This is a genomic window from Paracoccus limosus (genome assembly GCF_009711185.1).
GTDB lineage: Bacteria > Pseudomonadota > Alphaproteobacteria > Rhodobacterales > Rhodobacteraceae > Paracoccus > Paracoccus limosus.
The window spans coordinates 13940-39047 of sequence record NZ_WMIF01000009.1 but is presented as its reverse complement, the minus strand read 5'-3'; the positions used below and the strand labels follow the sequence as shown (position 1 = coordinate 39047).

General features: G+C 67.1%; 20 protein-coding genes. 10 read left to right on the top strand and 10 right to left on the bottom strand.

The features are described from left to right. Window positions 1–14: 14 nt before the first annotated feature. The 4 genes from GL279_RS08275 to GL279_RS08260 all read right to left on the bottom strand — a co-directional run bounded on the left by GL279_RS08275 (window position 15) and on the right by GL279_RS08260 (window position 6163). Window positions 15–989, bottom strand: a complete 975-nt coding sequence (locus tag GL279_RS08275) for a glutathione S-transferase family protein (protein WP_155064160.1) — start codon at window positions 987–989, stop codon at window positions 15–17. A 129-nt stretch (window positions 990–1118) separates the two neighbouring features. Further along, complete coding sequence (locus tag GL279_RS08270) at window positions 1119–1997, bottom strand: MBL fold metallo-hydrolase (RefSeq protein WP_155064159.1); 879 nt, start codon at window positions 1995–1997, stop codon at window positions 1119–1121. 190 nt (window positions 1998–2187) lie between these two features. Continuing rightward, on the bottom strand, window positions 2188–5619 hold the full coding sequence (locus tag GL279_RS08265) for a pyruvate carboxylase (RefSeq protein ID WP_155064158.1): 3432 nt from the start codon (window positions 5617–5619) through the stop codon (window positions 2188–2190). Window positions 5620–5686: 67 nt separating this feature from the next. Further along, window positions 5687–6163: a nucleoside deaminase gene (locus GL279_RS08260; protein WP_155064157.1), complete on the bottom strand. Its 477-nt coding sequence runs from the start codon at window positions 6161–6163 to the stop codon at window positions 5687–5689. Window positions 6164–6272: 109 nt separating this feature from the next. Here GL279_RS08260 and GL279_RS08255 point away from each other — a divergent pair, with 109 nt between their 5' ends. After that, complete coding sequence (locus tag GL279_RS08255; RefSeq protein ID WP_155064156.1) at window positions 6273–7937, top strand: pseudouridine synthase; 1665 nt, start codon at window positions 6273–6275, stop codon at window positions 7935–7937. A gap of 118 nt (window positions 7938–8055) precedes the next feature. Here the strand turns inward: GL279_RS08255 and hemP are convergent, their stop codons facing one another. Both hemP and GL279_RS08245 read right to left on the bottom strand, forming a co-directional pair. Beyond that, the gene (gene hemP, locus GL279_RS08250) at window positions 8056–8232 is read right to left on the bottom strand and encodes a hemin uptake protein HemP (RefSeq protein ID WP_155064155.1); all 177 of its coding nucleotides are present in this window, start codon (window positions 8230–8232) and stop codon (window positions 8056–8058) included. A gap of 182 nt (window positions 8233–8414) precedes the next feature. Next, on the bottom strand, window positions 8415–9347 hold the full coding sequence (locus GL279_RS08245) for a zinc ABC transporter substrate-binding protein (protein ID WP_343039747.1): 933 nt from the start codon (window positions 9345–9347) through the stop codon (window positions 8415–8417). Between the two features lie 75 nt (window positions 9348–9422). Here GL279_RS08245 and GL279_RS08240 point away from each other — a divergent pair, with 75 nt between their 5' ends. The 4 genes from GL279_RS08240 to GL279_RS08225 all read left to right on the top strand — a co-directional run bounded on the left by GL279_RS08240 (window position 9423) and on the right by GL279_RS08225 (window position 11894). Further along, the gene (locus GL279_RS08240; RefSeq protein ID WP_155064154.1) at window positions 9423–9914 is read left to right on the top strand and encodes a Fur family transcriptional regulator; all 492 of its coding nucleotides are present in this window, start codon (window positions 9423–9425) and stop codon (window positions 9912–9914) included. Further along, window positions 9911–10684: a metal ABC transporter ATP-binding protein gene (locus GL279_RS08235; RefSeq protein ID WP_155064153.1), complete on the top strand. Its 774-nt coding sequence runs from the start codon at window positions 9911–9913 to the stop codon at window positions 10682–10684. Before GL279_RS08240 ends, GL279_RS08235 begins: the two co-directional genes overlap by 4 nt. Window positions 10685–10693: 9 nt before the next feature. Next, window positions 10694–11476, top strand: a complete 783-nt coding sequence (locus tag GL279_RS08230) for a metal ABC transporter permease (protein WP_155064152.1) — start codon at window positions 10694–10696, stop codon at window positions 11474–11476. A gap of 214 nt (window positions 11477–11690) precedes the next feature. Further along, window positions 11691–11894: a hypothetical protein gene (locus GL279_RS08225; RefSeq protein ID WP_425495601.1), complete on the top strand. Its 204-nt coding sequence runs from the start codon at window positions 11691–11693 to the stop codon at window positions 11892–11894. 226 nt (window positions 11895–12120) lie between these two features. Here GL279_RS08225 and GL279_RS08220 read toward each other — a convergent pair whose 3' ends face one another. From GL279_RS08220 to GL279_RS08205, 4 genes are all read right to left on the bottom strand, one after another. Beyond that, the gene (locus GL279_RS08220) at window positions 12121–12786 is read right to left on the bottom strand and encodes a YjbF family lipoprotein (RefSeq protein WP_155064150.1); all 666 of its coding nucleotides are present in this window, start codon (window positions 12784–12786) and stop codon (window positions 12121–12123) included. After that, window positions 12783–14957 (bottom strand): YjbH domain-containing protein, encoded by a 2175-nt coding sequence (locus tag GL279_RS08215; RefSeq protein ID WP_155064149.1) that lies wholly within the window; start codon window positions 14955–14957, stop codon window positions 12783–12785. Before GL279_RS08215 ends, GL279_RS08220 begins: the two co-directional genes overlap by 4 nt. Before the next feature lie 82 nt (window positions 14958–15039). Next, window positions 15040–15927, bottom strand: coding sequence for a hypothetical protein (locus tag GL279_RS08210; protein ID WP_155064148.1), 888 nt, complete (start codon window positions 15925–15927; stop codon window positions 15040–15042). Window positions 15928–16075: 148 nt separating this feature from the next. Then, window positions 16076–17458 (bottom strand): L-serine ammonia-lyase, encoded by a 1383-nt coding sequence (locus GL279_RS08205; RefSeq protein ID WP_155064147.1) that lies wholly within the window; start codon window positions 17456–17458, stop codon window positions 16076–16078. A 232-nt stretch (window positions 17459–17690) separates the two neighbouring features. Between GL279_RS08205 and GL279_RS08200 the strand changes: the two genes are divergently transcribed. From GL279_RS08200 to ntrX, 5 genes are all read left to right on the top strand, one after another. Next, complete coding sequence (locus GL279_RS08200) at window positions 17691–18704, top strand: tRNA dihydrouridine synthase (protein WP_155064146.1); 1014 nt, start codon at window positions 17691–17693, stop codon at window positions 18702–18704. Beyond that, window positions 18701–19867 (top strand): two-component system sensor histidine kinase NtrB, encoded by a 1167-nt coding sequence (locus tag GL279_RS08195; RefSeq protein ID WP_155064145.1) that lies wholly within the window; start codon window positions 18701–18703, stop codon window positions 19865–19867. Before GL279_RS08200 ends, GL279_RS08195 begins: the two co-directional genes overlap by 4 nt. A 9-nt stretch (window positions 19868–19876) precedes the next feature. Continuing rightward, window positions 19877–21364, top strand: a complete 1488-nt coding sequence (locus GL279_RS08190; protein ID WP_155064144.1) for a response regulator — start codon at window positions 19877–19879, stop codon at window positions 21362–21364. A gap of 129 nt (window positions 21365–21493) precedes the next feature. Continuing rightward, entirely contained in the window at window positions 21494–23707 is a 2214-nt protein-coding gene (locus GL279_RS08185; protein ID WP_155064143.1) for a sensor histidine kinase NtrY-like, read from the top strand. Continuing rightward, the gene (ntrX, locus tag GL279_RS08180) at window positions 23704–25092 is read left to right on the top strand and encodes a nitrogen assimilation response regulator NtrX (RefSeq protein ID WP_155064142.1); all 1389 of its coding nucleotides are present in this window, start codon (window positions 23704–23706) and stop codon (window positions 25090–25092) included. The genes GL279_RS08185 and ntrX overlap by 4 nt, the downstream gene beginning before the upstream one ends. Window positions 25093–25108 lie beyond the last annotated feature (16 nt).

Here is a 25108-nt window from a genome sequence, read left to right as displayed (position 1 = left end):
CTCAGCCGTAGCGGTCAGCCGCGGCCGTGCGGTTCCAGCCAGTCGATCACCGGGTTGATCGGCAGGATGCGATAGGGGTTAATCCTGGCGTGGCTGTAATGGTAATGGCGCACGATATGGTCGAAATTGACCGTCTCGGCCACGCCCGGCCATTGATACAGCTCGCGCGTCCAGCCCCAGAGGTTGGGATATTCCCGCAGCCATTTGCGATTGCATTTGAAATGCGTGTGATAGACCGGGTCAAAGCGCACCATCGTGGTGAACAGCCGCCAGTCGGCCTCGGTGATGCGGGCGCCGGTCAGGTAGCGGTTGCCGGCAAGGTGGTCCTCCAGCCAGTCCAGCGCGTCGAACAGCGGGTAGATCGCCTCGTCATAGGCCTGCTGGCTGGTGGCGAAGCCGGCCTTGTAGACGCCGTTGTTCACGCTGTCATAGATGCGGGCGTTCAACTCGTCGACCTGCGTCAGCAGCCCCTCGGGGCAGTAATCGTCAGTGTCTCCGGTCAGCCCGTTGAAGGCCGAGTTGAACATGCGGATGATCTCGGCGCTTTCGTTGCTGACGATGGTGCCGCGCTGCTTGTCCCACAGGATCGGCACCGTCACCCGGCCGGAGGTTTGCGGATTGGCCCGCAGGTAGATGTCGCGCAGATAGGGCAGGCCAAAAAGATTGTCGCCGGTGGTGGCCGGGAAATCGGTGGCAAAGGTCCAGCCTTCGGACAGCATGTCGGGATGCACGACCGAGATGTCGATATGCGGCGCCAGACCCTTCAGCGCGCGAAAGATCAGCGTGCGATGCGCCCAGGGGCAGGCCAGCGAGACGTAAAGGTGATAGCGCCCGCTTTCGGCGGGAAAGCCGCCCTCGCCCGAGGGGCCGGGCGCGCCATCCGGTGTGATCCAGTTGCGCCAGGCCGTCGTCGTGCGCTTGAAACGGCCGCCGGTGCTTGCGGTATCATACCATTCGTCGTGCCAGGCGCCGTCGATCAACTGGCCCATTGCGAGATCCTTTCGCCGAAATTGCTGTTGCCGGCAGCATGGCCATGTTGGGCGCCGCTCGCAACCCGGCTGAGCCGGGCTGGCGGTTGACGCGGTGTTCGGCAGGCCCGAACGGGCCCCGGTCGACGGTCAGGCCCAGGGTGATCGCAGCAGGTCCAGCGGGATTCTGAGATAGCGGCGGCCGTTGGCTTCGGGGGCGGGCAGGCGGCCGGCGTCCATATTGACCTGCAGCGCATGCAGGATCAGCCGCGGCATCGGCAGGCTGCGGTCGCGCGCCTCGCGCAGGGCGACGAAGGCGGCCTCGTCGGGCACCGAGGCGATATGAATGTTTTCGGCCTTTTGCCGGGCCACGGTCGATTGCCAGGCCGGGGCGCGGCCGCCGGGCTGGTAGTCATGGCCGGTAAACAGCCGCGTGTCATCGGGCAGTGCAAGGATGCGCTGGATCGAGCGCCACAGCGCGCTGGCGCTGCCGCCGGGGAAATCGGCCCGTGCCGTGCCGCTGTCGGGCATGAACAGCGTGTCATGTACGAAGGCCGCGTCGCCGATCACATAGGTGACCGAGGCCAGCGTATGGCCCGGCGACAGCAGCACCCGCACCGGGATGGTGCCCAGCGCAAAGGTCTCGCCATCGGCAAAGAGCCGGTCCCATTGCCGCCCGTCGGTCGGAAAATCGGGGCGGTTGTAGAAATCATTCCACAGCGCCTGAATCTGGCCGATGCGGTCGCCGATGCCGATGGGCGCGCCGGTGCGGGTACGCAGGTAATCGGCGGCGGACAGGTGATCGGCATGTGGATGCGTGTCGAGGATCCATTGCAGGCGATAGCCGCGCTCGGCGATGAAGCCAAGGATGCGGTCCGCCTCATGCGTGGCGGTGGCGCCGGAATTCTCGTCGAAATCCAGCACCGGGTCGATGATGGCGCAGTCGCCGCTGCCGGGATCGGCGACGACATATTGGATCGAGCCGCTGCGCGCCTCGTAAAAGCCGGTAACTTCGGGGATCTGCGTCATTATCTGACCTTCCTGCCTGTTCGGGGGAGCGTCCGGGCGTCGGCGCGATCCTACAGGCGGTTGCCGGTCCCGGAAAAGCCTTGGCGGGACGGGCGCCGCGCTTGGCACCCAGCGTCACGGGCGCGGCAGCGGGAAAAGCTGCGGCCGGCCACCGGGGTCGGTGGCCGGCCGTCATGCGTCACATCGTGGCTCAGTTCACTTCCAGCAGCAGGTCCTTGGCGTCGATGCCCTGTCCGGCGCTGACATGCAGGGCGGTGACGGTGCCCTCGCGGTCGGCGTGGATGCCGGTTTCCATCTTCATCGCCTCGATGGTCAGCAGCAGATCGCCCGGACGCACCTTCTGGCCCTGCGTCACCGCGACCGAGGCGACGACGCCCGGCATCGGCGCGCCGATATGGCTGTCATTGGCCGGATCGGCCTTGGGACGCGCGGCGGTCTGCGATTTCACCAGACGGTTCGGCACCCGGATCACCCGCGGCTGGCCGTTCAGTTCAAAGAAGACCTTCACATCGCCGGTCTCGTCGGTGTCGCCGATGGTCTGCAGCCGGATCTCCAGCGTCTTGCCGGGGTCGATCTCGGCCGAGATCTCTTCGCCCGGCTGCATGCCGTAGAAGAAGCTGCGCGTCGGCAGGGTGCGGACCGGGCCATACATGTCGTGACGCGCCATGTAGTCGGTAAAGACCTTGGGATACATCAGATAGCCGTTCAGGTCCTCGTCGTCGATGGCGACGCCCAGATCCTTTTCCAGCTTCTGGCGCACAGCTTCCAGATCCACCGGAGCCATCGAGGCGCCGGGACGGGTGGTCAGCGGCTCGTCGCCCTTGAGCACCTTCTTTTGCAGCACCTTGGGCCAGCCTCCAGGCGGTTGGCCCAGATTGCCCTTCATCATGTCGACGACCGAATCGGGGAAGGCGACCTCGACCGCCGGATCCTCGACCTGAGCGCGGCTCAGGCCCTGCGCCACCATCATCAGCGCCATGTCGCCCACGACTTTCGAGCTGGGCGTGACCTTGACGATATCGCCGAACATGCGGTTCACCTCGGCATAGGTCTTGGCGACCTCGTGCCAGCGTTCCTCCAGACCAAGGCTGCGGGCCTGCGCCTTGAGGTTGGTGAACTGGCCCCCAGGCATCTCGTGCAACCAGACCTCGGACGCGGGCGCGGCCAGACCGCTTTCAAAGGCGGCATATTGCGCGCGCACCGCTTCCCAGTAGTTCGAGATCTCGCGAATCGCGTCGATGTCCAGCCCGGTGTCGCGCGGCGTGTGGCGCAGCGCCTCGACCACGGAGCCCAGACAGGGCTGCGAGGTATTGCCCGAGAACGCATCCATGGCGCAATCGACGGCGTCCACGCCCGCCTCGGCGGCAGCAAGGATCGTGGCCCCGGCGATGCCGCTGGTGTCATGGGTGTGGAAATGCACCGGCAGGCCGATTTCCTCTTTCAGCGCCTTGATGAGGATGCCGGCCGAGGCGGGTTTCAAAAGCCCGGCCATGTCCTTCAGCCCCAGCACATGTGCGCCCGCGTCGCGCAGCTGGCGCGCCATGTCCAGATAGTATTGCAGGTCGTATTTCGACCGCGCCGGATCCAGCAGATCGCCGGTATAGCAGATGGTGCCTTCGCAGATCTTGCCCGATTCGATCACCGCGTCCATGGCGACGCGCATGTTCTCGACCCAGTTCAGGCTGTCAAAGACGCGGAACACATCGACACCGGTTTCCGCCGCCTGACGCACGAACTCCTGCACCACATTGTCGGGATAGTTGGTGTAGCCCACGCCATTGCTGGCACGCAGCAGCATCTGCGTCATCAGGTTCGGCATCCGGGCGCGGATGTCGCGCAGCCGCTGCCACGGGCATTCCTGCAAGAAGCGGTAGGCCACGTCAAAGGTCGCTCCGCCCCAGCATTCGACGCTGAAAAGCTGCGGCAGGTTGGCGGCATAGGTCGGTGCCACGCGGATCATGTCGATCGAGCGCATGCGGGTCGCCAGCAACGACTGGTGGCCGTCCCGCATCGAGGTGTCGGTGATCAGCAGCTGCTTTTGATCCAGCATCCAGTCGGCGACGGCCTTGGCGCCCTTTTCCTCAAGCAGCTGGCGGGTGCCGGGCACGGGTTCCGCGCGCGTCGCGGGCGGGCGCGGCAGTTTCAGATCGGCGGGCGGCAGCGGCCGGCCGGCCGTCTCGGGGTGACCGTTGACGCTGATGTCGGCCAGATAGACCAGCAGTTTCGTCGCCCGGTCGCGCCGCTTGCGGAACGCAAACAGGTCCGGCGTCGTGTCGATGAATTTCGTCGTGTAGCTGTAGTCCAGAAAGGTCGGATGCTTCAGCAGGTTGATGACGAATTCGATATTGGTGGCCACGCCGCGCACGCGGAATTCGCGCAGCGCCCGGTCCATCCGTATAATGGCCTTTTCCGGGGTCTGGGCATGGGCCGTGACCTTGACCAGCAGCGAATCGTAAAAGCGGGTGATCACGCCGCCGGAATAGGCCGTGCCGCCGTCCAGCCGGATGCCGTTGCCCGTGGCCGAGCGATAGGCCGAGATCCGGCCATAGTCGGGGATGAAGTTGTTCAGCGGGTCTTCGGTGGTGACGCGGATCTGCAGGGCATGGCCGTTCAGATGCACGTCCGACTGGCTGGCAACGCCGGTCGCCTCGGCAAGCGTCGCGCCTTCGGCGATCAGGATCTGCGATTGCACGATGTCGATGCCGGTGACCTCTTCGGTCACGGTATGCTCGACCTGAACGCGCGGGTTCACCTCGATGAAATAGAACTTGCCCTCGTCCATATCCATCAGGAATTCGACGGTGCCGGCGTTCTGGTAACCCACGGCGCGGCCGATCTTCAGGCCCAGGGCGCAGACCTCGGCACGCTCTTCCTCGCTGAGATAGGGGGCGGGGGCGCGTTCGACGACCTTCTGGTTGCGGCGCTGCACGGTGCAGTCGCGCTCATAGAGGTGATAAAGCCCGCCATGGCTGTCGCCCAGCAGTTGCACCTCGACGTGGCGGGCGCGCTGGATCATCTTTTCCAGATAGCCCTCGCCATTGCCAAAGGCGGCCTCGGCCTCACGCCGGCCCTCGCGGACTTTTTCGGGCAGTTCGTCGGGGTTGTTGATCGGGCGCATGCCGCGTCCGCCGCCGCCCCAGCTGGCCTTCAGCATCAGCGGATAGCCGATCGTGGCCGCCTCGGCCTTGATCGCGTCCATGTCGTCGCCCAGCACTTCGGTTGCCGGAATCACCGGCACGCCGGCCGCGATGGCGACCTTGCGCGCGCTGGCCTTGTCGCCCAGCTTGCGCATCGTATCGGCCGAAGGGCCGATGAAGGTGATGCCGGCGGCCGTGCAGGCGTCGACGAAATCGGGGTTTTCCGACAAAAGGCCGTAGCCCGGATGGATGGCATCGGCGCCCGATTCCTTGGCGACGCGGATGATCTCCGAAATCGACAGATAGGCGGCCACCGGGCCCAGCCCTTCGCCGATGCGATAGGCCTCGTCGGCCTTGAAGCGGTGCAAGCCCAGCTTGTCTTCTTCGGCATAGACGGCGACCGTCTTCTTGCCCAGCTCGTTCGCCGCCCGCATCACGCGGATCGCGATCTCGCCCCGGTTCGCTACCAGAATCTTATTGAACATCTGTTCCCCCGAAATCCATCCCGGCTGGGGATGTTATTCATGCCGCACTGCAGCGCAACCGCGAACATCACCCGTCTCGCGCCAGAGTGCCAGCCCCGCGACGGGCGCGAAAGAAGTCTTGCAGCAGGTTGCGCGATTCTTCCGCAGAAATGCCGTCGATGATCTCGGGACGATGGTGGCATTGCGGATGGTCAAAAACGCGGGCGCCATGGCGGACCCCGCCCATGCGCGGATCATCCGCGCCGTAATACAGCACCGCGATGCGCGCAGCCGAGATGGCGGCGGCACACATCGGGCAGGGCTCCAGCGTCACCCACAGCTGCGCGCCGGGCAGCCGTTCCGATCCCAGCGCGGCGCAGGCGGCGCGGATCGCAAGGATCTCGGCATGGGCGGTGGGGTCGCTATCCTCGCGCGTGCGGTTGCCGGCGCGGGCCAGCACGCGGCCATCTGCACCGACCAGCACGGCGCCGACAGGCACTTCGCCCCGTGCGGCAGCGCTGCGCGCCTGATCCAGCGCCTCGGGCATATGCGTCGAAAATTCCATTGCGGGTTTCTGGCGCGCCGCGCGCCCTGGTGCAAGAACTGCTTTCAAAGCCGCGCCATTCGGCGTAGGAAGGCGGCTTTGCCACCGCAGAGATGCGCAGGAGATTGCGATGACCGACGACATGCCCCCTACCACCCCGGAAACCAATGCCGAGACCGGTTCCGGCGACCGCATCGCCAAGGTGATGGCGCGCGCCGGCGTTGCCAGCCGCCGCGAGGCCGAGCGCATGATTCTGGAAGGCCGGGTCCTGGTGAACGGCAAGAGGGTCGACAGCCCGGCGCTGGACGTGCTGCCCGAGGACCGCATCACCGTCGACGGCAAGCGTCTGGAAGATCCGCAGGAAACCAAGCTTTGGCTCTATTACAAGCCCTTGGGTCTGGTCACGACCGAAAGCGACGAAAAGGGCCGCCAGACGGTCTTTGACGCGCTGCCGCGCGATCTGCCGCGGGTGATGACCGTGGGCCGGCTGGATCTCAACTCCGAAGGTCTGCTGCTTTTGACCAATGATGGCGAGCTGAAGCGTCGGCTGGAGCTGCCGACCACAGGCTGGCTGCGCCGCTATCGCGTGCGCGTCAACGGCACCCCGAACGATTTGACCTTTGGCCCCCTGCGGCGCGGCGTCGTTATCGACGGCGAGGAATTCGCGCCGATGGAGATCAATCTCGACAGCCAGCAGGGCGCCAATGCCTGGCTGACCGTCGGCATCCGCGAGGGCAAGAATCGCGAGATCCGCCGCGCCATGTCGCATGTCGGGCTCATCGTGAACCGTCTGATCCGCATCGGCTACGGTCCGTTCAAGCTGACCGGGCTGGAGCCGAACGAGGTGCGCGAGATCAAGCGCAAGGTGCTGCGCGACCAGCTGGGCGGACTTCTGACCGGCGATCCCGACGAAAAGCCGCGCGATTTCCGCGAACGCGGTGCCGGGCGCCGTGAGGATGAGGGCCGCGACCAGCGCCCGCGTCCGCCCCGTCCGCTGCGCGAGGATGGCGAGCGCAAACCCTTCAAGCGGCGCGAGGATGGCGAACGCAAGCCCTTTGCCCGCCGCGAAGATGGCGACCGTCCCTTTGGCAAGCGCGAGGACAAGCCTTTCGCCCGTCGCGAGGACGGGGATCGCAAACCCTTTGCACGTCGTGAAGATGGCGACCGTAAACCGTTCCAACGGCGTGAGGATGGCGACAAGCGCGGCTTTGGCAAGGGCGGCGACAAACCCTTTGCCCGTCGTGAGGATGGTGAGCGCAAGCCCTTCCAGCGTCGGGAAGATGGTGATCGCAAGCCCTTCGCCCGCCGCGAAGATGGCGACCGTAAACCGTTCCAACGGCGTGAGGATGGCGACAAGCGCGGCTTTGGCAAGGGCGGCGACAAGCCCTTTGCCCGTCGTGAGGATGGTGAGCGCAAGCCTTTCCAGCGTCGCGAGGATGGCGACCGCAAGCCCTTTGCCCGTCGTGAGGATGGTGAGCGCAAACCCTTCCAACGGCGCGAGGACGGTGACCGGCCCGCCGGTCCGCGTGGCGACAAGCCCTTCCACAAGCGCGAGGACGGGGATCGCAAGCCCTTTGCCCGCCGCGATTCGGGCGACCGGCCGTTTGGCAAGCGCGAGGATGGCGAGCGCAAGTTCCAGCCGCGCGACGGCTTCAAGCCCGGCCCCGGTGGCAAGCCGGGCGGCAAGCCCGCTGGCAAGTTCGGGGCGAAACCCGGCGGCCCGCGCGTCGGTGGCAAGCCGGGTCCGCGTCCGGGCGGCAAGCCGGGTGGCGACCGTGGACCGCGGCGGGGCTGATACGCCCGCCACATCGCCGGGCTGAAAATGACAAAGGGCGCGGTTACCGACCGCGCCCTTTGTCTTGTCCGTGAGAGAGAATGAGAGAGAAGGGGCCGCGACTGCGGCGCGATCGGGATTACTTGGTCAGGATCAGCTTGCCCGCGCGGGTGATGCGCAGGTTGTAGACCTGATCGCCCAGCACGATCAGCGCCTGATTGCCGCCGGCGGTCAACACCTCGGCATCATGTTCGGGGAGGCGCTGCAGGGCAGTGACGCCGGGGCGCGTGAATTCGGCGGGGCGGATCGCGGTCATGTCCATGTCCTCGTTGCGGTGTCTGTCGCGGTAAGCATAACCTGACAAACTTCGTCGGGGATGTCAAAGGGAAATAGTCAGGAATTATTCGCCAAGCGTTTCTCGACCCTTGCGTGCAATGCAACAGGGCAGGCGCCTTGGCTGGCGCCTGCCCGTTCCGGCCGTGGGAGGGTGCCGGAAACTCAGCCCTGCGACAGGCAATCCACCAGCGTCGTGGCAAGACCCTGCAGAATGGCGGCGTAAAGCCCGGCCCCGCGCTCGGCGGCGGTGCCCTCGGGGTCCAGTGCCGCGCCCGGACGCAGGTTGCTGCCCTCGGTCACGGCCTCCAGCAGCCGGGCGTCGTGGTTGCGCTCGGGAAAGGCACAGACGGCGCCGCTGTCGTGAATCTGCGCGCGGATCTGCGACAGCCGTGCCGCCGAGGGCGTCGAGGCATCGCCCAGACTGACCGCGACCGCCGGCGGCAGGCCGAAATGCGCGGTGAAGTAGCCATAGGCATCGTGAAAGACGACGAAGGGCTTGCCCTGCACCGGCGCCAGCTCCGCCTTCAGCGTGGCGTCCAGCGCCTCGATCTGGGCGACGCCCTTGGCGGCATTGGCCTGATAGGTGGCGGCATTCTCGGGGTCGCGCTGCGCCAGCGCCCCGGCCAGCGCATTCAGCCATGTCACGCCGTTCTGCGGGTCCAGCCAAGCGTGCGGATCGGTGCCGTCATGGTCGTGATCGTGGCCGTCGCCCTCGGCATGGTCGTGATCCTCGTCGCCATTGCCAGCATAGCTGCGCAGATGGGTGCCGGATTGCGCCAGCAGCGGCAGGCTGCGATCCGGGCCAAGCGAATCGGCGCTGCGGGTCAGCCAGGGCGTCAGCTCGGGGCCGATCCAGACCAGCAGATCGGCATCCTGCAGGCTGGCCGCCTGACTGGGGCGCAGCTGATAGTGATGCGGGTCGCCGCCCTGATCCATCAGCACGCCCGGCTGGCCCAGATCGCCCATGACCTGCTGGGCCAAGGCCTGCACCGCAGGAATGTCGGTGACCACGGCGGGCGGCTTGGCCAGCGCAAGGGCTGGGGCCAGCGCGGTAGTGCCGGTCAGGATCAGACGAAGGAAGGGGGTGTGCATCATGGCGCCTCTCTTGCGGAAACGCCCCGCTTATTTATGTTATACCGTAACGCGTCAAGAAAAATGTGATAGTATAACATGAACAGCCCGCCCGCCCCGGATCCGTTCCATGCCCATGATCACGCGCATTGCGCTGCCACCGTGCTGAGCCGGGCCGAGGCGCAGGCGCGGGCCGAAGGTGTGCGGCTGACCCCGGTGCGCCGGCGCGTGCTGGAGATCCTGCTGGAATCGCATCGCGCCATGGGCGCCTATGACGTTCTGGACCGGCTCGCGGCCGAGGGCTTTGGCAAGCAGCCGCCGGTGGCCTATCGCGCGCTGGATTTTCTGGTCGAACACGGCTTTGCCCATCGCGTGCGGCGCCTGAACGCCTATGCCGCCTGCCTGTCGGAACAGCGCGACCATTCGCCGGCCTTCCTGATCTGCCGGTCCTGTGAACAGGTGGCCGAGGCCGAAAGCAGCGCGCTGCGCGCCGCCATCCATGATCTGGGTGCCGAGTCGGGCTTTGCCGTGGAACGCAGCACCATCGAGCTTTTGGGCCTGTGTGCCCGCTGTGCGGAGGCCGGGGCATGAGCGGCGCGCTGATCCGGGCCAGCGATCTGAGCGTGCGCCATGCCGGTGCCGATCAGCCGGTGCTGTCGCATATCGACCTGCGCATCGACCCGGCCGAAATCGTGACCGTGGTCGGCCCGAACGGCTCGGGTAAGTCGACGCTGGTGCGGGCGCTCCTGGGGCAGGTCAAGCTGGCCTCGGGGCGGGTCGAGCGGCTGGCCGGGCTGCGCATCGGCTATGTGCCGCAGCGCGTGCATATCGAGCGGGCGATGCCGATGACCGTGCGCCGTTTCCTGTCGCTGCCGCTGCGGGTCAGCGACGCCCAGGCGGCGGCCGTGCTGGAGCGCACCGGCGTGCCGGGGCTGGAGGGGCGGCAGATCGCGGCCCTGTCGGGCGGGCAGTTCCAGCGCGTCCTGCTGGCGCGGGCGCTGCTGAACCATCCGCAGCTTCTAGTGCTGGACGAGCCGACGCAGGGCCTGGACCAACCCGGCATCATCGCCTTTTACAAGCTGATCGAGGAGGTCCGCGCCGAGACCGGCGCCGCCGTCCTGATGGTCAGCCATGATCTGCTGGTAGTGATGCGGGCCTCGGACCGGGTGATCTGCCTGAACGGGCATATCTGCTGCGAGGGCACGCCACAGGTGGTCAGCGCCGCCCCGGCCTATCGGGCGCTGTTCGGCGCCGAGTCGCAGGGCACGCTGGCGCTGTATCGCCATCACCACGATCACGACCACGATCACGTGGCCGACCATGTGCACGGGCCCGATTGCGCCCATCACCATCACGCCTGAGGATTCCCGATGCTGGACGATTTCATGACCCGCGCCCTGCTGGCCGGGCTGGGCCTTGTGCTGGCGACGGGGCCGCTGGGCTCTTTCGTGGTGTGGCGGCGCATGGCCTATTTCGGTGATTCCACCTCGCATGCGGCGATTCTGGGCGTGGCGCTGAGCTTTGCCTTTGCCATGCCCTTTTACCTTGGCACCGGACTGGTCGCGGTCGCCATGGCGCTGGCCGTGGCATGGCTGACCGGGCGGGGGCAGGGCATGGACACGGTGCTGGGCGTGATCGCGCATTCGGCGCTGGCGGTGGGCTTGCTGGCGGCCAGCTTCATCCCCGCGCTGCGGGTCAATCTGGATGCGTTCCTGTTTGGCGACATCCTTGCGGTCAGCAAGGGCGATCTGGGCTGGATCTGGGGCGGGGCGGTGGTGGTGCTGGGGGTGCTGATCTGGCGCTGGCAGCGGCTGGTGACGGCCTCGGTCAACGAAGAGCTGGCGCTGGCCTCGGGAATCGATCCGGGCGTCGAGCGGCTGATCCTGTCGCTGACCGTGGCGATCACCGTGGCCATCGCGATTCGTATCGTGGGGGCCTTGCTGATCTCGGCCATGCTGATCGTGCCGGCTGCGGCGGCGCGTGCGATAGCCAAAACGCCCGAGCAGATGGCAGGTTCCGCCACGCTGATCGGAGCGCTGTCGGTCATGGGCGGACTTTGGGCCAGCTTGCGGCTGGATACGCCGGCCGGGCCATCGATTGTCGCGATTTCTGCGGTATTTTATGTTGTTTTTTTGACCCTTTACCGGAAATGACCTGCACGTTGGCGGGATAGGCATGTGGCAGGGATTGGCGCATGGGCCGGCGGCTTGCCGCGCATCGGAGCGGGTGTTGGCTAATATGCAACAGTCGCGGGCAACGCGGAAAGGCGCTCCGTCAAGACCGCTTTCCAAGCCATTGGCTTTATGCGACTGTCCCTTGGATGCTGCTGGGAACGGCAGCCTTCAAAGTACTGAACGGAGCATGATCATGACCAAATTCGCTACCTTCGCCCTGGCCCTCGGCCTGACGGCTTCGTCGGCTCTGGCCGGCGGCTATGTCGCCCCCGTCGTGGACGTGGAGCCGGTTGTTGTCGACGAGAAGCCCGCTTCGTCGAACGCTGGCCTCGTCGTTCCGGCTCTGCTGCTGCTGGGCGTCATCGCCGCCGTGGCTTCGGACAACGACGACAGCTGATATCTTTACGGGGCGCAAGTTCCGTATCGATCAGGGGGCTGGCCCAATGGGTCAGCCCCTTTCCTTTTGCCGGTCTGGCTGGCACGGGCAGGACCGGGGCGCTGCCCCGGACCCCGGGATATTTCAGCACGAAAGAAGGCGGCAGGGGCTGCGGATCCATCTGGTCATAGAAAAAGGGCCGACCCCCGCCGGGATCGGCCCTTGTCCTTGGCGGCTTGCCCGCGGGTCAGGGGCGCAAGACTTGCAAGGTGACATAGCCCAGCTTGGGCCCCAGCCATTGCCGCGATACCGGGATCTGGCCGCCTTGCGGCAGGTAGTTGTTCTGGAATTTGGCGCCATGGCCCGAGCAGCTTTCGACCACCACGCCGGGTTTGGGGCCCGGGGCGGTGCTGCAATCGAACTCCAGCGGCCGTTCCAGCCCATCGCCAGAGAAATAGCGCATGACACGCCGCGCCTGGCCGCTGCGGCCGGCATGGATCAGCGCCTCGGTGCCGGATTCGGCGACCGAGAGGTCATTGCCGAGGCCGCGCGTGCCGATCACCATGCCATTGCGCAGGATCAGCGCCTCTTCCGAGGGGGTCATATAGGTGCGCGTGCTGCCGTTCTGGCCGGTCATGGCCATGACCTGATTGCGGCCAAGCGATTCGAAGCCGACGAGGATCAGCGGGCCGGGATTGACGCGCAGCGCCTCGGTCGCCATCTGCTCGGGCGTGCGCGGGGCGGCGGTCTGCTGCGGCTTGCCGGCACCGCGGATGCGGGTCGCGGTCTGGGCGGCGCTTTTGGCGGCGATCAGCAAAGGATTGGCCTCGCGCCCGCTGTCGTCGTTGCCGCAGGCGCTCAGCCCGGCGATCAGCGCCACCGCGAGGGCGGCGCGGCTTGTCGTTCCGATCATCGCCAGAACCTCCCCCAGCCTTGGTTAAGTTTGACGGATTGGGCGTCGCGCACCTTGTCGTAGAGCCGGCCCTGCACATCGACCTTGGCGCCGCCGTCACGCGACAGCGAGCCCAGATCGGCGGTGGCGCGGTCGCGCGTCGGCGTGCCGGTCGCCCAGCCGATCGGGATCGACACGGTGATGCCCTTGTCGAACGAGCCCTCACCGAATTTCTCGGCGCTGAGATCGGTCTTGGTGGCATAGGCGCCCACGCGCCAGCCATTGGCGAATTCGCGCGTCAGCGAGATGGTCGCGCCCTTGTCGCCGGCGAGATATTTGCCGACGTCGAGCTGCGCGGTATAGCCTTGGGCGAGTTCGTAATAGACCGAGACGAAACCGGTCGTGACCTCATAGTCGCGGAATTTGAAGGCATCTTCGAAGTCGCGCTTGCGCACCCGGTCGATCTCGACCCCGAGGCCCAGAGCCGAATCCGCCGGTTTCCACAGCAGTTCGCCCGAGACACCGCCATAGGCGCGTTCCAGTAGGCCGACCGTGACCCGGCTGTAGACCGAGCTTGCCGGCTGCGCATACCAGGCCAGCGTCAGTTCGGGCACGGTCGGGCTGTGATTGCCGGTATACATGCGCGTATCCGAGCGCACGCGCGGCACGCCGTCCATGTATTCGTTCGCTGGATTGGCGAGATATTCCTCGGGCGTGTAATGCTCGCCGCGTTCGCCGGGGATGCCCGGCCCGCGCTGTTCGAGGCTGCCGAAGGCGCGCTGGCGCACCCGGCCTGACAGCACCAGCCCGGGACCGAATTCATAGCTGGCCTTCAGCTCGGCGCCGACTTCGTAGCGCAGCGGATCCTGCGGGTCGAAGACGCCGAGTTCCAGATAGGGGCCGAGCCGCCATTTGAAGCGCGGCGAGGGATCGGCACTGGCCAGCAGGTTGCCCGGGCGCGGATCGGCGTCCGAGATCTGGGCCACGGCGGCAATCTTGCCGGCCTCGGTATTTTCCAGCCGCTCGACATCGGCGCGGCGCAGCGTCACCGACGAGGTGGCCATGCCGTCGCGCATCGAGGTGATGACGAAAGTATCGACCGAGGGCGGCAAAGCGCGGGTCATCAGCCGGGCAGTGCGGCCGATCGCCTCGGGTTGCTGGATATAGCGGTCGTTCTGGATGCGGACCTCGGCGCGATTGGTCGAGAGCGACATCGCGCTGAGCTTCTGGCCCTCGTCGGCCAGCGCCTTGGCCAGCACGGTCTGGATTGCGGGCTGTGCCGACGGATCGGCCGACCACGCGCCGGACCAGCCGTCCGGATCGGCTGCCGGGGCCGGGCGCGGGCGCACCGGCGCCGGGGCCTTTTCCAGCCCCGAAGGGAAGGGCGCGTTGCGCGGGTTCAGCGCAAAGCTGAATTGCGCGCCGATGATATCGCCGCCCAGCGCATAGACGCCGACCTGATATTGCGGGTTGAAGACGTAATAGGCGCCAAGGTTGATATGCTTGCCCGGCGCGTCCTTTTCCCCCGAGGCAGTCTCGCGGGTATATTTGTCATTCGAATATTCGGCGACCAACCGCAGCTTGTCGGTGGCCTGCCAGGTGACCGAGCCGAAGGGCTTGGCCGAGCCGGTGAACCAGTCGCCGACATTGGGCTTGCCGCCTTCGTCATCGGCGTCCAGATCGCGCTGTTCGCCGGCCAGACGGCCCCAGCCAAGGCCGATGGTGGCACGCAGGCGCGGGGTCAGCGTCTTGGTGGCGACGATATATTCGCCGGAATAGACCCCGGTGCCCATGAAGTCCTGCAGCCCGATCGAAACCGCCGGTTGCCAGCCGCGTTCCTCCAGCGCCTGCACGCGGATATCGAAGCTGCGGTCCCAGATATGGCCCAGATCGTTGTGATCGTTGATGCCGGGCACGCGCGAATAGCGCAGCGCGGTGGTGATGCGCGGATGCAGCTGGAACACCAGATCGTGCCGCCGCCCCAGTTCGGTATAAGAGACCGTGCCCCCCAGTGTGCCATCGGGCAGCATCTCGGCGGTTGGTGTCTCCACCGCGCCGGCAAGGCCATAGCTGTTCATCACATCGCCGATCAGCGGATCGGTGCGCGCGGGTGTCGCACCAAGGCTCAGCAGCAGCGCGGCCGGCACGGTCGAGGCCAGCAGGCGGCGGGTCAGGGAGGGATGGGCGCGCATCGGCGGTCTCTCTCAGGTCTTGGGCCCGCAGGTCGGGCTGCGTCGTGAGGCCCGCGCCGAGGGGGCGCGGGCCGGGCGAGGGTTACTGGCTTGCGCCGGTGCTGGCCGGGGCCGTTTCCGCCGGCGCGGTCGAGGACGCGGCCGGCTGGGTGGCTGCGGCCGCAGCGGGCGGCAGCACGGCGGCCGGGGCGGCGGGCTCGTTCAGCGGCGCCGGGATCGCTGCGGGCGTCTCGGGTGCCGGGTTGGCGGGCGCGGTGATCACCGGGGTCGTGGTGGCCGGGGTCTCGGTCGCCGGGGTCGGAGACGTGGTCGGGCTTGCCGGGATGGTCGTGGCCGGAGCCGTGCTGGTCGCCGGGGCGGTCGTAGTCGTGCTCGCCGCTGCCGGTTTGCTGGCCGGCGCCACAGGCTTGGTCGCGGCCGGCTTGGCGGTGGCCTTCGGCTTCGGCGTCGCCGACGAGGCCTTGACCTGCGCCTTGGGCATGCTGTCGGTCGGCGTGGCGCAGCCGGTCAGGGTCTGGCCGCCGACCTTGAGCCGCGCGGTGAAGGGCGCGGTGCTGCCACCGGCCTCGCAGCTTTGCGCGCGCACGTTCAGCGAGAACACGCTGCCGTTCATGGTGCCAATGAATTCGACGCCCTTGGCATAGGTCATGCGGCGCACGGTGACGCCGACCGATTTCTGGCCGCTGCGTTCATAGACGGCGGTCTTGTCGGCGGCGGTCACCGTCCAGCCGGCACCGACGGCGCGGAACATGGCGGTGCCCAGCGTGCTGGCCTCGGCCATGGCGACGGGAACGTTTTCGCTGCCGGTCTCGATCGGCTGCTCCAGCGGCGAGACGGCCGGCGGGCCGGCATGGGTCGCCGGTGCCTCGGGCGCGGCAGGCGCCTCGGTGGATTTTAGAAAGGGCAGCTCACCGCATGCGGTAAGGGCCACCGTCATTGACAGCACGGCTAGCGCCGAACGGATTTTCATCTGCTCTGTCCCGGTTCCTTGGGGTTTTCCTTATGCATATTGGCTACAGGAACCCCCCGCCTTCGGCAAGCGTCCGCCGGCAGGACAGGGCCGGTCTGTGACCGCTGAGCAAACATCGGCGCAGGCGCGGGGCCTGCGCCGCAGGGGTTCAGCAGTTCGGCACGTTGACGGCAAGGCCGCCCAGCGAGGTTTCCTTGTATTTCTCGGACATGTCGCGGCCAGTCTGGCGCATGGTCTCGATGGCGGCATCCAGAGGCACGAAATGCTGGCCGTCGCCGCGCAAGGCAAGGCTGGCGGCCGAGACCGCCTTGATCGCGCCCAGACCGTTGCGCTCGATGCAGGGCACCTGCACCAGACCGCGCACCGGGTCGCAGGTCATGCCAAGGTGATGTTCCAGTGCGATTTCGGCGGCGTTTTCCACCTGTTCGGGCGTGCCGCCCATCACGGCGCACAGACCGGCCGCAGCCATGGCGCTGGCCGAACCCACCTCGGCCTGACAGCCGCATTCCGCACCCGAGATGCTGGCATTGTGCTTGATCAGCCCGCCGATGGCCGAAGCCGTCAGCAGAAAGTCGTCCAGCTGGCGCTCGGAGGCGCCGGGCACATGGTCCAGCCAATAGCGGATCACCGCCGGCACCACGCCCGCCGCGCCATTGGTCGGTGCGGTGACGACCTGACCGCCGGCGGCGTTTTCCTCGTTCACCGCCATGGCGTAGATCGACATCCAGTCGTTGATCACATGCGGCGCGGTCTGGTTCATGCCGGCCTCGGCCTTCAAGGCCTCATGGATGCCCGAGGCGCGGCGGCGGATCGACAGACCGCCAGGCAGGGTGCCGCCGGTGGCAAGGCCACGGTCCATGCAGTCGCGCATGACCTGCCAGATCCGCTTGATCCCGCTGGAAATCTGCGCATCGCTGCGGTAGGCGCGCTCGTTCTCGCGCTTCATCGCGGCGATGGATTTGCCCGATTTTTCGGCCATGGCCAGCATTTCGGCGGCATTGGCAAAGGGGTAGGGCACCTTGGGCGCGTCGTCCGAGCGGGTATCGTCGCCCTTGGCGGCCAGCTCGGCCTCGGTCATCACGAAGCCGCCGCCGATCGAGTAATAGGTCTCGTGAAAGATCACGTCGCCCTGCGCGTCGGTCGCCATCAGCACCATACCATTGGCATGGCCGGGCAGCGCGCGGTCGAAATCAAAGATCAGGTCGCGCTCGGGGTCAAAGGCCATCTCGCCCAGCCCGGCCGGGGTCAGCACATGGCTTTCGCGATTGGCGGCCAGCACCGCCTCAGCCGCCTCGGCCTCCATGGTTTCGGGCAAAAACCCGGCCAAACCAAGGATCGTGGCGCGGTCGGTGGCATGGCCCTTGCCGGTAAAGGCCAGACTGCCGTGCAGGCTGGCGCGCAGGCCATGCGCGCGGAAAGGCTGCGCGCGCAGCGCGTCGAGGAACCGGCCACCCGCGACCATCGGCCCCATCGTATGCGAGGAGGACGGACCCACCCCGATCTTGAATATGTCGAAGACCGACAAAAACATGGCGCGCCTCTTTGCTCTGCTTGTCTGGCCAGTTAATCGCACTCGCCGGGCAACGCTAGTGAAGCTGCGACGGGAGCAAGGCATTGCTGCGACATTTGACGAGCCAAGTCCTGCGCTCTATTTAGGCAGCAAGCATCAAAAATAGGCATATGCAACGATGAGGCGAAAGCCCGCACAGTGGGCAGCCGCTGCATTCTTTCGCATTCCCGCGCCGCGTCCTACGAGTTCCATCATGACCCTGCCCGAACCGATCCTTCTTGGCGAAACGCGACTTGGCCCCCCGGTTTTTCTGGCGCCGATGGCCGGAATCACCGATCTGCCGTTCCGCCGCGCCGTGGCCCGCCATGGCGGCGCCGGGCTGATGGTCAGCGAGATGGTCGCCTCGACCGAGATGGTGACGCCGCGCCCGTCGACTCGCGCCGCCGTGCGCGCCAAGGCCCTGACCGAGGGCAGCCTGCCGGTCAGTGTGCAGATCGCTGGGCGCGAGGCCGGGGCCATGGCCGAAACCGCGCGCATCGTCGCCGGCATGGGCGCGCGGATCATCGACATCAACATGGGCTGCCCGGCCAAGAAGGTGACGGGCGGGCTGTCGGGCGCCGCGCTGATGCGCGATCTGGATCATGCGCTGGGGCTGATCGAGGCGGTGATCGCCGCCGTGCCCGATCTGCCGGTGACGTTGAAGATGCGGCTGGGCTGGGACGGCGATTGCATCAATGCGCCGGAACTCGCTGTGCGGGCCGCTGCTGCCGGCGTGCGCATGCTGACCGTGCATGGTCGCACCCGGGCGCAATTCTATACCGGGCAGGCCGATTGGCACCGGATTGGCGCGGTGGCGAACCTGTCGGGCCGGCCGCCGCTGGTTGCCAACGGCGATGTGGTCGATGCGGCCTCGGCGCGGCTGGCGCTGGCGCAATCGGGCGCCGATGCGGTGATGGTCGGACGCGGCGCACAGGGGGCGCCGTGGAAGCTGGCGCTGATCGCACATGAGCTTTGGGGGACGCCGCGCCCGGATGTGCCGCAGGGCGCGCGGCTGGCCGATGCCGTGGCCGAACATTACGACGACATCCTGTCGCTTTACGGGCGCGAGCTGGGCCTGCGCGTCGCGCGCAAGCATCTGGGCTGGTATGCCGAGGCGAATGGCGCGCCGAACCGGGCCGAGTTGTTGCGCGCGCCCGATGCCACCGCCACCCATGCCGCGATCCGCGCGGGCTTTGCCGATGCCGCGCCCACGGGGGCCGGGGCATGAGATTTCGCACCCCGTCCCGGCCCGCGATCCGGCCCAAGGCGCTCTCTGGCGCCGCCGCGCAATTCGTGCCCGCCGAGGTCGGTCCGAACTGGTCGGCGCTGCCGCTGCCGGCGGTGATCGTGGACAGCGAGGGCCGCATCGCCGGGCTGAACGATCTGGCCGAGGCATTTCTGAATGTCTCGCGCCGCTCGGCCATCGGCCAAAGCATCGAGAGCCCCGAAATGCACAAGCGGCTGCGCGTGGTGCCGCCCTTGGCCGATATCCTCGACCGCGTGCGCGAGGGGCATGATGCGCTGAACCATGCCGGGGTCCGCTTCGAGATCGGCGACGGGCTGGGCGGCTATTCGGCGCGGCTCGCCAGCGTCCATGCCGGCGCCGTGCCCAGCCCCGAAGGCGGCGTCGTCCTGCTGATCGCACCCTCGGAAAGCGGTGGCCGGCTGGGGCAGGGGCGGGCGGTGCGTTCGGCCGCGCGCTCGGCCATCGGCATGGCCGAGATGCTGGCGCATGAGATCAAGAACCCGCTGGCCGGCATTCGCGGCGCGGCGCAGCTGATCGGTATGAATCTGGCCCCCGAGGACCGCGATCTGGCCGATCTGATCGTGGCGGAATCGCGCCGCATCGTCGAATTGCTGGATCAGGTGGAGCGCTTTGGCGACACCTCGGCCCCCAAGCTGACCGAGGTGAATGTGCATGACGTGCTGGAACGCGTGCGCCGCTCGGCCCTTGTGGGGTTTGGCAAGGGGCTGAAGATCGTGCCCGATTACGACCCCTCGCTGCCGCCGGCGCTGGCTGACAGCGACCAGATGGTGCAGGTCTGCCTGAATCTGGTCAAGAACGCCGCCGAGGCGATCCGCCGCGCGGGCCGCGAGACCGGCTCGATCCGCATCCGCAGCTTTTACGACGGCACCCTGCGACTGGCGCCGACCGAGGCCGAGCCGCAGGGCCGCAGCCTGCCCTTGCAGATCGAAATCGAGGACGACGGCCCCGGCATCCCCGAGGCCATCGCCGATCAGGTCTTTGAGCCCTTCGTTTCGGGGCGCGAGAACGGCACCGGCCTTGGGTTGGCGCTGGTTTCCAAGATCATCACCGACCACGGCGCCTGGATCGGGCTGGAGTCCCGCCCCGGCCGCACCGTTTTCCGCATCTCCCTTCCCAAAGCCTGAGGTTTCCCCATGGACGGCACCGTTCTGATTGCTGACGACGACCGCACCATCCGCACGGTCTTGACCCAGGCCCTGACCCGCGCCGGCTGCCGGGTCCATGCCACCGGCTCGCTGGCGCAGCTTCTGCGCTGGGTCGAGGAGGGCCGGGGCGATCTGGTCATCACCGATGTGATGATGCCCGACGGCAATGGCATCGACATGATCCCGGCGATCCGCAAGGCCCGGCCCGACCTGCCGGTGATCGTGATTTCGGCGCAAAATACCATCGTCACCGCCATCCGCGCGACCGAGGCCGCGGCCTTCGACTACCTGCCCAAACCCTTTGACCTGCCCGACCTGATGGTGCGCGCGGGGCAGGCGCTGTCGCGGCGCGTGCGCAAATCCGAACCGGCGCCGCTGGCCATCCCTTCGCCCGAGAATGTCGCCGATCCGGCGCTGCCGCTGATCGGCCATGCGCCGGCGATGCAGAACCTGTTCCGCATGGTGGCCCGCGTCCTGAACGCCGACCTGCCGGTGATGATCGCGGGCGAGGCGGGGGTGGGCAAGACCGTGGTTGCGCGTTCGTTCCACGACCTGTCGGACCGGCGCGATGCGGGCTTTGCCGTCCTGACCTCGGCCGATCTGTCCGAAGAGGCGATTGCCCGCGCCGGCGAGCGCGCGGCGGGCGGCACGCTGCTGATCGAGGATCCGGCGGGCTTTGGCGCGGCGGCGCAGGCCCGGCTGATCGGGCTGATCGAGGCATGGGAGGTCGGTCCCGGCCGCAACCAGATGCCGCGGCTGGTTTCGACCACCGGCCCCGAGCCGCAGGCCGATGTCGCGGCCGGCCGGCTGCGGGCGGATCTGTATTACCGGCTGGCGGGGGTGACGATCACCGTGCCGCCGCTGCGTTCGCGCGTGGATGACATCCCGCCGCTGGCCCGGCATCTTCTGGCGCGCGCGGCCTCGCAGGGGTTGCCAGCGCGCAGCCTGTCGGATGGCGCGACCGCGCTGATCCGCGCCTATCCCTTTCCCGGCAATGTGCGCGAGCTGGAAAACCTGATGCGCCGGCTGGCCCTGACCGCCGCCGGAACCGAGATCACCGAGGCCGAGGCCCGTGCCGCCCTGTCGGAATCGGTGCCGGTCGCAGCCCCCGTGACCAGCGCCGCAGCCCCCGCTGCCCGTCCCGCGGCTCCTGCCGCCGCACCCGCCGGCATGGCCTCGGCCGAGCCGATGGCGCCGGCCATGCCGATCAGCGAACCGGCCAATGCCCGGCTGGCGCAATCGGTCGAGATGCATCTGCAACGCTATTTCGATCTGCATGGCGACCAGCTGCCGCCGCCCGGCCTTTACGACCGCATCCTGCGCGAGATCGAGAAGCCGCTGCTGGAGATCGCGCTGGACGCGACCGGCGGCAATCAGCTGAGATGCGCCGATCTGCTGGGAATTAACCGCAATACCCTGCGCAAGAAGCTGACCGATCTGAATATCGAAGTGACAAGGCGCCGCAAGCTGATGTAAAACGGCCACAGATGGCCGCACGAGAGTCGCGCAACGGCCACAGAAAGGCCGCGGCACAGCGGCGAAACCGTGAGGTCGGGCAAAGTGGCGGGAACGCTGTCCAGGGGCACGTGGCAACGCGTCGCAAGAATGCGGCGGCTGCGCTTTTGGCGCAATGTGGGGACGCTGGGGCTGGCCGTGCTGGGCCCGGTGCTGGCGGCGCTGACATTCGCCGTGATGGGCCCCTTTGCCGGCGCCACCTATGGTCGCAGCCTGTTGCGGCTGGTGCTGCTGGCGGACCTGCTTTACCTGATCACGCTGACCGGGCTGGTGGTGGCGCGTATGGTGCGCATCGTCGCGGCGCGGCGCAATTCGGCCGCCGGATCGCGGCTGCACCTGCGGCTGGTCGGCGTCTTTGCCACCATCGCCCTGGTTCCGACGGTGCTGGTGGCGCTGTTCGCGGGGCTGACGCTGAACATCGGGTTGGAGGGCTGGTTCTCGAACCGGGTGCAGCAGGTGGTGACCAGTTCTCTGGCCGCCGCCGAGGCCTATCAGGAGGAACACCGCCGCGACCTGACCAATGACGCCAAGCTGCTGGCGGGTGTGCTGATTCAGGCGGCGCGGCAAAAGCCGATGTTGGATGATGGCGAATTCCGCCTGCTTCTGGGGCAATATCAGTCGCAGATCCAGCGCGGTCTGCGCGAGGCCTATGTCATCGACGGGCGCGGCAATATCCGCGCGCGGGGTGAGCGCAGCTATCAGTTCTGGTATGAAAAACCCAGTGCCGACGAATTCGACCAATCCCGCGCCGAGGGGTTGGTGCTGATCCAGGACTGGCAGAACAACGAATTCCGCGCCCTGGTGCCGCTGAGCCCGCTGGCGGACCGCTATCTGTATGTGACCCGCGACGTGGACGGCAAGCTGCTGGGCCTTTTGGACGACACCCGGCAATCGGTCGGCGAATACCAGCGGCTTGAAAGCGAACGAGGCCGGGTGCTTCTGGAATTTTCGGCGCTGTATCTGGGTTTTGCGCTGCTGTTGGTGGCGGGGGCGATGTGGCTGGGCCTGTGGTTCGCCGACCGTCTGTCGCGGCCGATCGGGCGGCTGGCCGAAGCCTCGGAACAGGTGGGCAAGGGCAATCTGGACCTGCAGATCCCCGAACCCGATACCGGCGACGAGATCCAGACTTTGGGCGAAAGCTTCAACCGCATGACGCGCCAGTTGAAACAGCAGCGCGTCGAGCTGGTCGAAAGCTATCGCGCTGTGGATGAGCAGCGCCGGCTGTTCGATTCCGTGCTGTCTTCGGTGACGGCGGGGGTGATCGGGCTGGATGCGGCGGGCGAGATCGACTTTCTGAACCGCTCGGCGACGCGGCTGCTGGGGCTGGACCCGGCCACGGCGCATGACCGCCTGCTGTCCGAGGCGGTGCCGGAATTCGCGCCGCTCTTTGACCGGCTGGACCAGTCGGTTGCGGAATCGGTGCAGGACGAGATCCGCCTGAACCGCGAGGGCCGGGTGGAAAGCCTGCTGGTGCGCATGGCGATCCGGCGCGGCACCGCTGGCGGGCTGGAAGGCTATGTGGTGGCGCTGGATGATGTGACCGATCTGGTCTCGGCGCAGCGCATGGCGGCATGGGGCGATGTCGCCCGCCGCGTCGCGCATGAGATCAAGAACCCGCTGACCCCGATCCAGCTGTCGGCCGAGCGCATCAAGCGCAAATTCGGCCCCGTCGCCGGAAACGACGCCGAGGCGCTGGAGCAGATGACCGGGGTAATCATCCGTCAGACCAACGATTTGCGGCGCATTGTTGATGAGTTTTCTCGCTTTGCCCGCATGCCCGAGCCGGATCGCAAGGAAACCGATATCGCCAAACTCCTGCGCGACAGCGAGCTGATGCAGCGCGACGCCCTGCAAGGCGCCTTGGTCGCCGATATTCCCGCCGAGCCGGTGATCGTCGATGCCGATGCTGGGATGATGATGCAGGTCTTTACCAACCTGCTGAAGAATGCCGGCGAGGCGCTGGACGAGCTGCGCCCCGCCCCGCCCGAGGGCTGGCAGCCCGAGGTGCGCGTCGAAATGCGCTCGGCCCCCGATGCGGTGACGATCCGCATCATCGACAACGGCCCCGGCCTGCCCGAGGACCGCTCACGTCTGTTCGAGCCCTATGTGACGATGAAACAGCACGGCACCGGTCTGGGCCTGCCCATCGTCAAGAAGATCGTCGAAGAACACGGTGGCAGCTTCACGCTGACCGACGCCCCGAACCAGCGGGGCGCAATGGCCGAAATCCGGCTGCCCCGCGAACGCCAGCCCGTGCGCCTGTCGGCCCGGCGCCAGAAACATGAGCAGGATCCAGTAAAATGACAGATATTCTGATTGTCGATGACGAAAAGGACATTCGCGAACTGATCGCCGACATCCTGCGCGATGAGGGGTATTCGACCCGGCTGGCCGCCAATTCCGATCAGGCGGTGGCCGAATTGAACATCGCCGAACCGGCGCTGATGATCCTCGATATCTGGCTGAAGGACAGCAAGATGGACGGGATCGACATCCTCAAGCAGGTCAAGCGCAACAATCCCGATGTGCCGGTGGTCATCATCTCGGGTCATGGCAATATCGAGATCGCGGTCGCGGCGATCAAGCAGGGCGCCTATGACTTTATCGAAAAGCCCTTCAATATCGACCAGTTGCTGGTGGTGATCCGCCGCGCCATGGAGACCTCGCGGCTGCGGCGCGAGAACTCGACCCTGAAACGCGGCGAGGCTCGCGCGGCCGAGATGCTGGGCAATTCCGCCCCGTTCCGGCGCCTGCGAGAACAGCTCGACAAGGTGTCGAAATCGAACGGCCGCGTGATGCTGACCGGCGAGCCGGGGGCGGGCAAGGAAATGGCGGCGCGCTATGTCCATGCCCATAGCCCGCGCGGGCGCGCGCCCTTTATCACCGTCTCTTGCGCCAGCATCGAGCCCGATCACATGGAAGAGGTGCTGTTTGGCCGCGAGACCGCCGAGCGCGGGGTCGAGCCGGGCCTTCTGGAGCAGGCGCATGGCGGGGTGATCTATTTCGACGAGGTCGCCGACATGCCCTTTGGCACCCAGCCCAAGATCCTGCGTGTCCTGACCGAACAGCAGTTTCAGCGCGCCGGCGGCACCGACAAGGTGCGAGTGGACCTGCGGGTGATTTCCTCGACCAACCGCGATCTGGCGGTCGAGATCGCTTCGGGGCGCTTCCGGCAAGAGCTGTATGACCGGCTGAACGTGGTGCCGGTGGCGGTGCCCTCGCTGGCCGAGCGGCGCGACGACATCTCGCAGCTGGCCGATTATTTCATCGAGCAGTTCCACGCGACCCAAGGGCTGCCGCAGCGCGCGCTGCCCGAGGAAACCGTGGCTGCGCTGCAGGCCATGTCCTGGCCCGGCAATATCCGCCAGCTGCGCAACGTGATCGAACGCGTGCTGATCCTTGGCGACGGCATCGGGCCGATCCAGCCCTCGGAGCTTGAGGCGCAGGGCGCGGGTGGTGGCGGTGGCGAGGCCCTGGCGCTGGGCCCGCAGATCACCAGCCTTGCGCTGCGCGAGGCGCGCGAGCTGTTCGAGCGCGAATACCTGCTGGCGCAGATCAACCGCTTTGGCGGCAATATCAGCCGCACGGCGCAATTCGTCGGCATGGAGCGCTCGGCGCTGCACCGCAAGCTGAAATCGCTGGGCGTGGTCGGCGGCATGCGCGTCGAAGAGGATGTGATGGGGAAATGATCCTCGGCGGGCGGGG

Bases quoted from the DNA above. Each gene is read 5' to 3' on its own strand.
- GL279_RS08275 (WP_155064160.1), bottom strand. From the start codon at position 989: ATGGGCCAGTTGATCGACGGCGCCTGGCACGACGAATGGTATGATACC.
- GL279_RS08270 (WP_155064159.1), bottom strand. From the start codon at position 1,997: ATGACGCAGATCCCCGAAGTTACCGGCTTTTACGAGGCGCGCAGCGGC.
- GL279_RS08265 (WP_155064158.1), bottom strand. From the start codon at position 5,619: ATGTTCAATAAGATTCTGGTAGCGAACCGGGGCGAGATCGCGATCCGC.
- GL279_RS08260 (WP_155064157.1), bottom strand. From the start codon at position 6,163: ATGGAATTTTCGACGCATATGCCCGAGGCGCTGGATCAGGCGCGCAGC.
- GL279_RS08255 (WP_155064156.1), top strand. From the start codon at position 6,273: ATGACCGACGACATGCCCCCTACCACCCCGGAAACCAATGCCGAGACC.
- hemP (WP_155064155.1), bottom strand. From the start codon at position 8,232: ATGACCGCGATCCGCCCCGCCGAATTCACGCGCCCCGGCGTCACTGCC.
- GL279_RS08245 (WP_343039747.1), bottom strand. From the start codon at position 9,347: ATGATGCACACCCCCTTCCTTCGTCTGATCCTGACCGGCACTACCGCG.
- GL279_RS08240 (WP_155064154.1), top strand. From the start codon at position 9,423: ATGAACAGCCCGCCCGCCCCGGATCCGTTCCATGCCCATGATCACGCG.
- GL279_RS08235 (WP_155064153.1), top strand. From the start codon at position 9,911: ATGAGCGGCGCGCTGATCCGGGCCAGCGATCTGAGCGTGCGCCATGCC.
- GL279_RS08230 (WP_155064152.1), top strand. From the start codon at position 10,694: ATGCTGGACGATTTCATGACCCGCGCCCTGCTGGCCGGGCTGGGCCTT.
- GL279_RS08225 (WP_425495601.1), top strand. From the start codon at position 11,691: ATGACCAAATTCGCTACCTTCGCCCTGGCCCTCGGCCTGACGGCTTCG.
- GL279_RS08220 (WP_155064150.1), bottom strand. From the start codon at position 12,786: ATGATCGGAACGACAAGCCGCGCCGCCCTCGCGGTGGCGCTGATCGCC.
- GL279_RS08215 (WP_155064149.1), bottom strand. From the start codon at position 14,957: ATGCGCGCCCATCCCTCCCTGACCCGCCGCCTGCTGGCCTCGACCGTG.
- GL279_RS08210 (WP_155064148.1), bottom strand. From the start codon at position 15,927: ATGAAAATCCGTTCGGCGCTAGCCGTGCTGTCAATGACGGTGGCCCTT.
- GL279_RS08205 (WP_155064147.1), bottom strand. From the start codon at position 17,458: ATGTTTTTGTCGGTCTTCGACATATTCAAGATCGGGGTGGGTCCGTCC.
- GL279_RS08200 (WP_155064146.1), top strand. From the start codon at position 17,691: ATGACCCTGCCCGAACCGATCCTTCTTGGCGAAACGCGACTTGGCCCC.
- GL279_RS08195 (WP_155064145.1), top strand. From the start codon at position 18,701: ATGAGATTTCGCACCCCGTCCCGGCCCGCGATCCGGCCCAAGGCGCTC.
- GL279_RS08190 (WP_155064144.1), top strand. From the start codon at position 19,877: ATGGACGGCACCGTTCTGATTGCTGACGACGACCGCACCATCCGCACG.
- GL279_RS08185 (WP_155064143.1), top strand. From the start codon at position 21,494: ATGCGGCGGCTGCGCTTTTGGCGCAATGTGGGGACGCTGGGGCTGGCC.
- ntrX (WP_155064142.1), top strand. From the start codon at position 23,704: ATGACAGATATTCTGATTGTCGATGACGAAAAGGACATTCGCGAACTG.